The organism is Candidatus Angelobacter sp. (assembly GCA_035607015.1).
In the GTDB taxonomy this organism is placed as follows: domain Bacteria; phylum Verrucomicrobiota; class Verrucomicrobiia; order Limisphaerales; family AV2; genus AV2.
The window spans coordinates 1-9,129 of record DATNDF010000010.1 but is presented as its reverse complement, the minus strand read 5'-3'; the positions used below and the strand labels follow the sequence as shown (position 1 = coordinate 9,129).

The window sequence follows — 9,129 nt, the reverse complement described above, 5'->3', positions numbered from 1 at the left end:
CCGGGCGATGGCACGCGGCCTCCGCAAGGGCGACGGCGGAGCGCACCTGATCACTTTCCACCCGCCCGGCGGCTCGGGCTCCTCGCGATGGTTCCACGACGAGCCCTGGCTGGACTTCAACATGCGGCAGAACGGCCACGCCGCCGAGTTCACCGGCCACTACGACCAGACGCGCAAGGATTACGACCGCACGCCCGTCAAACCCGTGCTCGACGGCGAGCCGATTTACGAAGGGCACCCCGTGTCCTTCAACGCGAAGAATTTCGGCCACTCCCTCGCCGCCGACGCGCGTCGCCCGCTCTACTGGGATTTGTTCAGCGGCGCGTGTGGCCATACTTACGGCCATCACTCCGTCTGGCAGATGTGGTCGCCGGGCAAAAATCCGATCAACAACCCACTCATGCCGTGGTCCGAAGCGATTGATCAACCAGGCGCAGCGCAGATGCAGCATGGCCGCGCACTCATGGAGTCGCGCCCGTTCCTCACGCGCATTCCCGACGACTCGATCCTCGTCACCGACCGTGTGCCGACGAGCGTGCCGGGCGCGGGCACACGCCGCTTCGCCGCCACGCGCGACGAGAGCGGCAGCTACGCGATGATCTACGCGCCGGTGGGCCGCGCCTTCAGTGTGCGGATGGAAAAAATCTCCGGCGCGAAGGTGAAGGCTTGGTGGTTCAACCCGCGCGACGGCAAGGCCACGGCCATCGGCGAATTCTCCAAAAGCGGCGAACGCGAATTCAGCCCGCCCGACAAGGGTGAAATGCTCGACTGGGTGCTCGTGCTCGACGACGCGGCGAAGAATTTTCCCGCCCCGGGAACACGCTTGTGAAATACACCGTGAATCAGAATCGTTTCCTTCTCTCGATTCTCGCGCTCGCTGTTGCCAGCAACCCGCTCCCGGCCGCGGAGCCGTTGCGCTACACGACCACCTGGCTCGGCAACACCTTTGGCGGCGGCTCCAACTGGGTGCAGAATTTCGCCGAGGAACTGTGCGTCCTGCCCGATGGCACGTGTGTCGTCGGCAGCTTCTGGGATGAGGCAGGCCGCGAAGTGGGTCTCTACAAGAACGGCCAGCCCGTCGTGAAACTGGACCACACGCACATGCGCGGCGGCAAGGCGGTCGCGGCGTCCGGCCAGTATGTGTTCTACGCCAACACCAGCGTTCGCGAAGATCAGCCCGAGGTGAAAGCCGGCGAAGCGCGCCGCGACAAGCCCATCTGCTACTTCGGAGTTTCGCGCTGGACGCTCGACGGCAAGGTCGCGCCGTTTCCCGGTGGCGGAACGCGCTTCAAAAACATGGCCGTGTTCCGCGAAGCGCCGGACAACCACGATCTGATCGCGCGCGGTCTCGCCACCGACGGCAAATCACTGCTCATCGCTGATACCACCGGGAACCGCATCCGGGTGCTCGATCTCGAAACGATGCAACCGGTGCGCGACTTCGCGGCGGAAAAACCGGAGCGGCTCGCGCTCGATGCCGCGGGCAATGTGTGGACGATTCAGAGTGGCGGCGAAAAAATCCTCTCATTCACCGCCGACGGCAAACCGCGCGACATTGCGGTGCCGCTGCCGGCGAAGTCCGTGGCCACCTCGCTGGCGTTCGCGCCGGACGGACGGCTGGTTGTCACCGACAACGGGCCGCGCCAGCAGGTGTTGTTCTTTGACGTCCGCCCATCGACCGCTAAACTCGTGGACACCTTCGGCGAAGAAGGCGGAATGTTCGCCGGGCCACATCCAGGGCGCGTCGGGCCGATGCGGTTGGCCGGGCCGACGGGCGCGGGCTTCGACGCGGCGGGTAATTTTTATGTGACGTGCAATGTCCCGCATGGCGGCACAGTGCTGCGCGCGTTCACGCCGAAGCGTAAGTTGAAGTGGGAGGTCCTCGGCCTTGAGTTTCTCGACGTGGCGGACGCGCAACCCGCGAGCGACGGACGCGACCTCTTCACAGCGGACGACCGTTACACTTTCGATCCGAAAGCGCCGCCGGGCCAGGGCTGGCGGTGGGTCGCGCACACTCTCGACCCGTTTCGCTTCCCGGACGACCTGCGCCTGCACCAGCCCGTGCTCCAATGCGCCACCAGTGTGCGCGTGCTCGGCGGGAAAACTTTCTTGTGTCAGCGCGGCATGTGGCAGGGCGTGCTTGGATTTTATCGCGTTGACGGCGATCTCACCGTGCCCTGCGCGGTGTTGAGTTCGGAGCCGATTAAAGCGGAGAAGAGCGACTGGCGGCCGGATGGTCAGCCGGCGCAAGGCCGCTTCTTCTGGCGCGACTCGAACGGCAACGGCCGCTTCGACGCGGGCGAATACACGCCGACCGAAGGGCCGACGGGTGAGTACTGGGCCAGCAACGTGGACGCGCGGGGCGACATCTGGCAGGCCGGTCGCGACACGGGCATCTGGCGCTGGCGCTTCACCGGACTCGACGCGCATCACAATCCGCAGCATGACCCCAAGCCGGATCACTGGCCGATGCCCGCGCCGTTCAATGATCTCTTGCGCACGGAGTATGACCCGGCCACCGACACGATGTATCTGACCGGCCAGACCAAGGACCATCCGGTTAGCGGCGGCGAGTGGGGCACCGCCGGCACGGTGCTCGCGTGCTTCGATCACTGGACACGCGAACCGAAGTTGCGCTACCGCGTGAACCTTCCCTACACGCCGGACAAAATGTTCATGGAAGCCTTCCACGTCGCGGGCGATCTGGCCTTTTTCGTGGATTGCAAGCAGGCCAACGTCCTCGTTCACGACAATCACACTGGTCAATGGCTCGGCACCATGAAGCCCGGCCCGGAGGTCAGCGGCGAGAGCGGTTGGACGGATTTCTGCGACAGCCTCCGCGCGGTGCAGCTCAAGAGCGGCGACTACCTCGTGTTTGTGGAGGAAGACTGGAAAGCGAAGACGATGGTCTATCGGTTGGAGAATCCGCTCCGGCCGCGTGCGAAGCCGTGAATCTGCCCGCAGCGACCATGAACCGCCGCCGATTCATCACCACCACCACCGCCGCGACTTCGGCGTTGGCTTTGCCTGCGCTCAGCTTTGGCGCACAGCCGAGACCCGTCTTCGCACAGCGCGGCTATTATCTTTGCTTCATGCGAATGCCAACGTTTGGACTGGCCGTGTGGCAGGAGATTCTCGCCGACGCGGCGGCGGATGGCGCGAACACGATCATTCTCTGGATCGCTGGCGCGTTTCGTTCCAAGAAATTTCCCGTCACCTGGCAGTGGGCGAAGGAGCACGAGAACGTGAAGCGCGATTTCGCGCGCGAACTCATTGCCCACGCGCATCGGCGCGGGATCACAGTGCTGCTCGGCTTCACGCCGTTCGGCTACGATGGAGTGAATCAATATCCGATTGAGCATCCCGAACTGAAGGCCGTCGGTCAGGACGGCAAGCCTGTGGCCGAGTTCGGCATCGGCTGCTGGGGTTGGAATCTCTGTCCGGCCAAGCCGGAGTCGCAGCGCTTCATGCGCGAGTATGCGCGTGAGCTGGCGTTCGAGTTTTGCCCCGACGCCGACGGACTGTTCATCGAGTCGAGCGACTACGCCATCTGCCACTGCGACCAGTGCGGGCCGAAGTTCTTCGACCACGAGTTCGCCTTCGTGCGCGACCTCTCGAACGAAGTCTGGGCGCGCAAGCCCGACGCGACGGTCATTGTCTATCCGCACTATTTCTCCGGCGCGAAGTTGCGGTTCTCCTTCGCCGAGGCCACGGCGAGCAAGCAGCCGTTCGATCCGCGCTGGACGCTCTTCTTCACCCCGCACAGCGCCGCACTCGAACCAGCGCTCATCGCCCAGGCCCGAGGCGCGTGGTGGTGGAACGAAGCGCCCAGCCGTTTCGACGTCGCCGGCATCCGCAACGGCGTGAAGAAGGCGCGGGACGCGAAGTGCAGCGGCTACCTGCCGTCGCTCGAATGCTACAGCTATGTGATGACGAAGACGGAGTGGAACGAACCGTGGCTGGTTGGGAAGCGGCAGGTTCCGTTCGGTTTCGGCTGGCTGAAGGAAGGCGCTAATCCGTATCGCGAACTGCCCGTGCGCGCCATCCGCCTCGTCTTCCGTGAACTCACCGCGAATCCCGATCTGTCCAACGACGAACTCCGCTCTCGACTCGGCCGCGAACTTTTCGGCCGCGACTGGCAGTCCACGCAGGTGGACGACTTGTTCTTCCTCTTCCAGGTCTTGAACACCGACCGCGACTGGTCCGTGCCCGGCGCGCTGACCACGCCAGGCTTGGTGCGCAGCCGGGCCGAACGCGGCAAACTCGACGCGAAGAAACGCGCCGCGCTCCGCGAGCAACTCGCCCACGTTCGCGCCATGGCCTCCCGCCACCAGCGCGCAAAGGGGAAAGGCGCGCAGGAACTTCACCGCATCGCGCGGTGGCTTGCGAATCAGTGGACGTCAGACTACGAAAAGCTTCTGGCTGCATGAACACCACGCCCGTTCCAATCCGTCGGAGCGCCGAGCAGCGCCCGGCCCGTCCAATCCTATCGACCTTCGTTGGCGAGCGATGCTGGGCGTGCCTGCTTGGGGTCGTCGTGTTAAGCAGCGTCACTGGTTTGCGCGCGGCCGAATCCGCGGCGGCTGCTTACCACGAACTCCGCCTCTACACCGTGACCTCCAACAAACTGGACGGCGCGCTGGAGCGCTTCCGTGACACCGTGGAACCGCTGCGACGCAAGCACGGCATCCGGACCGTCGGCTACTGGACCGCGCCCGGCACAACGAACGGCGGGACGTTCGCGTACCTGATGGCGGCGGCCAGCAAGGAGGAACTGCAAAAGCAGGAGCAGGACTTTGGCGCCGACCCGCAATTCAAGGCAGGCTATGCGGCCTCGAACCAGAAACACGGCCAGACGGTGGACAAGATCGAGTCGCTGCCGCTCACCGTGGATGCGACGGCGAAGTTTGACTTTGGCGCGAGCGCGAAGCCGCGCGTGTTCGACTTGCGGATTTACTCCGTGCCGCTCGGCAAACTCGAAGCTTTCCGCAATCGCTGGCGGGATCATGCGGTGCCGATCTACGAGCGGCACGGATTGCACAGTATCGGCTGGTGGGTCGCGGAGCGACAGGACACGAACGGCCACGATCAGTTCGTCGTGCTGCTCGCCGGCGAAAGTGTTGAGGCGATCCAAAAAACCATCGCCGCGTTTCACCAGGACGCCGAGTGGCAGCGCGTGGAAAAGGACACCGAGCGCGAAGGCAGACTGCGCTCGAGCGTCACCGCGTACAAACTCACCCCTGTGGATTTCTCCACCCTAAAATGAAACCGGCCTTCCTCCTCCTCGTCTCCTTGGCGGTCTTTGACCTGCCGGGCCGCGCCCAATCGGCCGACTGGACCGAGGTCGTCTGGCGCGAGCCGCAGGTGCGCTACCTCCTCGCCGACCTCACGCTGGGCGGAAGCGTGAAGCTCTATCGCGATTACGCCACGACCGAGCGCGACCCGGATTCGCGCGAGGCCATCCGGCTGTGGGACGCGGGCGCGCGCGTGGTGAACACGAATGAGTTCGAGCGCCGCTGGGTAACGAACCAGTTTGGCAAGGATGGGCGGGTGATGCGCGTGGTCTTGCGCGGGTCGGACCGTACGACCACCGGCAATGAAGTGTTGCTAACCTCCGACATTGGATTGGATCAGCGCGTGATACGTGAAGTGATCGGGTGCCTGACGAGGGGAGCAAGACATGAAAACTTTCATGGACGCGCGAAGAAGGACCGAGCTGTGTCGGAGGCATTACGTCGCTTTAACGCGGGTGCCCGGATGCTGAACGGCGACTGGTTTGATTTGCAGTCCACCTGGGCCACCGTGCGCCTCGTTTATCGTGGCACCAAGACGCCCGTCGATCCGGCGCACATTCGGCTGAACTCCGATCTCGCCTATCCCGAAGTGAACGTCCGTTATTTTCTCGCCGACATGATGCTCGGAGGTTCGCGCGACTTCTACCACCGCACGGCCGAGGCTGCGCACGAAATGGGTTGCCAGGAAGCCGTGGCGCGCTTCGATGCTGGTGTGAAGATCACCAACCTCGATCAATTCGAGCGCAAGCAAGTGGACCGCAAAATTCTCATCACCCGCAAAGGCGCGAACGAACGCATCAGCGGGATGCTCGTTAAACTCAGTTCGGATTGATCATGAACAAGAACTTTCCCCACGTTTTCGTTCCTGCGCTGCTCGCTTCGGCCACGCTGCTTCAGGCGGAGAACTGGCCGCAGTTTCGCGGGCCGGCTCACCAAGGCTTGTCGGCGGAGTCGAGCGTTCCGCTGCACTGGAGTGGCACGTCGAATGTGCTCTGGAAGGCGGCCATCCCCGGAGAAAGCTGGTCGTCGCCGATTGTTTGGGGCGACCGGGTGTTCGTCACCACCGCGACGGAGAACGGCCAGTCGTGCCGCGTGCTTTCGCTCGCCGCGAAGTCGGGAAAGATTCTTTGGGACAAGGAAGTTTTCCAGCAGGTGCCCCGCCAAAAGCAGGCGCGCAACTCGTTCGCGACACCCACACCTGCGGCCGATGGAAAGCGGGTTTATGCCTGTTTCGGCGACGGCAGTTTTGCGGCGTTGAGCTTCGACGGCGATATTGTTTGGACGAATCGCGATTACCCGTTCTACGGCGAACACGGTCTGGGTTCCTCGCCGATTCTCCATCGCGGCCTGTTGATCATGGCGCGCGACGGCAGCAACGACGGTGACGACAAGAAACTCGGCTGGCAGAAGCCGTGGGATCAATCCTACCTGATCGCCCTCAACGCGAAGACCGGCCGGGGGCGTTGGAAGGGCAAGCGCGGTCTCTCCCGCATCTCGCACGGCGGGCCGAACATCTGGGAGCACGACGGTAAGACGGAAGTCGTCAGCGAGGCCGGCGATGTCGTTCAGGGATTTGATTTCCAAACCGGCGAGCGTCTGTGGAGCGGTGAAGTTATCGGCGAGGGCAAAGTGCCATCGGTCGTGCTCGGCGACGGACTCGTATTCACATCCGGCGGCTGGGGCGGCAAAGAAACGATCAAAGCGTTCCGCCTCGGCGGCCAGGGTGCCTTGAAGGAAACCAGCCTCGTCTGGGAACAGAAGAAGGGCATGCCGAAGGTGCCTTCGATGCTTTACATGAAGCCTCATCTGTTCGCACTGACCGACGGTGGCGTCGCGACCTGCATGAAGGCGGACTCCGGCGAACTCGTGTGGCAGGAACGCGTGGGAGGAAATTTTTCCGCCTCACCTGTTGGCGCGGCGGGCCGTATCTATTTCCTCAGCGACAACGGCGAGACCACCGTCATCGAGGCCGGTCCCGAATTCAAAGTGCTAGCGAAGAACCCGCTTGGCGAAAAGGTGCAGGCGTCGCCGGCGTTTTCTCAAGGTCGCATTTTTCTTCGCACGGCGAACCACCTCTATTGCGTCGAGGAGAACCACTGATTTATGAAAACCAGATTGATTTTGATCACCTTCGGCCTGGCGACGGCAGCATTCGCCGCCGATCTCTCCGGCCACAAACTCCTCGTGACTTCCGTCCGCACGGGCGACACGGAAGTCTTTATCGCCGACCCGACGACGGGCGACATGTTCAACGTCTCACGCTCGCCGAAGTCTGAGGACCGCTATCCGTGCTGGTCGCCGGATGGAAAGCAGATTTGCTTCATGAGCGACCGCGAAGGGACGACCAATCTCTGGGTCTGCAACGCCGATGGCTCGAAGGTGCGCCGGTTGAATCGCACACCCGCCGTCTGCTACATGCCGAGCTGGCAGAAAACGCCGCGCGGCGAGCGCATCGTCTTCGGCAAGCACGGCGACAAACCGGAGATGGCCAGCATCAGGCCTGACGGCACCGGCGAGGAAGTTTTTGGCGAAGGCCACGACCCGACGCTCTCGCCCGACGGCAAGCTCATCACCTACACCGGCCACGAAGGCGGCGGGGTGACAGTCTTCGTGATGAACCACGACGGCACGAACAAGCGTCAGGTGGTGAAAGAAATCAGCAAAGTCGGCGCGACGTTTCCGAACTGGTCGCCGGACTCGAAGCAGCTCGTCTATTCGTTCCCGGTCGGTGATGCGCTGGAGTTGTTCATCATCAATCTCGACGGCACCGGCCGGCGCCAGCTCACGACCTTCAGCGGTACGAGTGTCTGCACACCGAGCGCCTGGTCGTTGGATGGCAAATGGATTTCCTTCCGTCGCACCGACGAGCGCTACTGGAGCAACAAGGAGCGGATGCTGAAGATTTACTCTGAGAAGCCCGCCGACAAGCGCCCCGTGTGGGTGATCCGACCGGACGGCACCGAGGCCACACTCGTTGAATCACTCCGCTTTCAGATGGCGATTGATGGCAGCCGCGCAAGTTGGAAGCCCGCGTCGCGCTGATCACGAACAACCGACAACAAACCACCAGCGAATGAAGACAATCACCCTCATCGGGGCCGGCGGCAAAATGGGCTGCCGCCTGACCGACAATTTTCTCAAGACGAACTACAAGGTTCATTACCTCGAAGTCTCGCCCAAGGGCATCGAGAACCTGCACCAGCGTGGCGTCGCGCTTTCCGACCCGGCGACGGCGGTGCCCGCTGCGGATGTCGTCATCCTTGCCGTGCCGGACGTCGCCATCGGGGCGGTCGCGCGCGAGGTCGTGCCCGCCATGAAGACCGGCGCGCTGCTTATGACGCTCGATCCTGCCGCGCCGCTTGACAACCAGCTCCCGCGCCGCGAGGACATCGGCTGCGTCATCGTGCATCCGTGTCATCCGAGCGTGTTCAATTGGGAGCCGACCGAGAAGGCATTCCGCGATTTCTACGGCGGCATCACGGCCAGGCAGGGCATCGTGGTGGCATTGATGTGGGGCGCGGAGAGTTATTATGAACTCGGACTTGAAGTTTCCACTGCCATGTATGCGCCCGTGAGTCGCGCACACCGCGTGACGGTGGAACAGATGGGGATGTTGGAGCCGGCCCTCGTCGAGACACTGGCGCAAACCTGCATGGAAGTGGTGAAGGAAGGCCATGATCGTCTCGTCGCGGCAGGCGTGCCCAAGGATGCCGTCCGTGACTTCGTGCTTGGTCACCTGCGCATTCAGATCGCGGTGCTCTTCGGCGAAGTGAACGGCACGTTCTCCGATGCCGCCTACAGGATCAGCAAGCGCGCCAAGCCCGTGCTCTTCAAG

8 protein-coding genes are annotated in these 9,129 nt (G+C 63.2%); all 8 read left to right on the top strand.

Annotated features, from left to right (window positions below; translation table 11 throughout):
• A partial coding sequence (locus tag VN887_00370) for a glycoside hydrolase family 140 protein (GenBank protein ID HXT38452.1) occupies nt 1-829 on the top strand: 829 nt, incomplete at its 5' end.
• A complete protein-coding gene (locus VN887_00365) occupies nt 826-2,952 on the top strand; it encodes an SMP-30/gluconolactonase/LRE family protein (protein HXT38451.1) in 2,127 nt (708 codons plus the stop codon). The genes VN887_00370 and VN887_00365, both read left to right, overlap by 4 nt.
• 17 nt (nt 2,953-2,969) lie before the next feature.
• The gene (locus VN887_00360; protein ID HXT38450.1) at nt 2,970-4,430 is read left to right on the top strand and encodes a hypothetical protein; all 1,461 of its coding nucleotides are present in this window, start codon (nt 2,970-2,972) and stop codon (nt 4,428-4,430) included.
• On the top strand, nt 4,427-5,266 hold the full coding sequence (locus VN887_00355) for an NIPSNAP family protein (GenBank protein HXT38449.1): 840 nt from the start codon (nt 4,427-4,429) through the stop codon (nt 5,264-5,266). The genes VN887_00360 and VN887_00355 overlap by 4 nt, the downstream gene beginning before the upstream one ends.
• Nucleotides 5,263-6,126: a hypothetical protein gene (locus tag VN887_00350; GenBank protein ID HXT38448.1), complete on the top strand. Its 864-nt coding sequence runs from the start codon at nt 5,263-5,265 to the stop codon at nt 6,124-6,126. The genes VN887_00355 and VN887_00350 overlap by 4 nt, the downstream gene beginning before the upstream one ends.
• 2 nt (nt 6,127-6,128) lie before the next feature.
• Entirely contained in the window at nt 6,129-7,394 is a 1,266-nt protein-coding gene (locus tag VN887_00345; GenBank protein ID HXT38447.1) for a PQQ-binding-like beta-propeller repeat protein, read from the top strand.
• A gap of 3 nt (nt 7,395-7,397) precedes the next feature.
• Nucleotides 7,398-8,336, top strand: coding sequence for a hypothetical protein (locus tag VN887_00340; GenBank protein ID HXT38446.1), 939 nt, complete (start codon nt 7,398-7,400; stop codon nt 8,334-8,336).
• A gap of 31 nt (nt 8,337-8,367) precedes the next feature.
• Nucleotides 8,368-9,129 (top strand): phosphogluconate dehydrogenase C-terminal domain-containing protein (locus VN887_00335; protein ID HXT38445.1); only part of this gene is annotated, 762 nt, incomplete at its 3' end.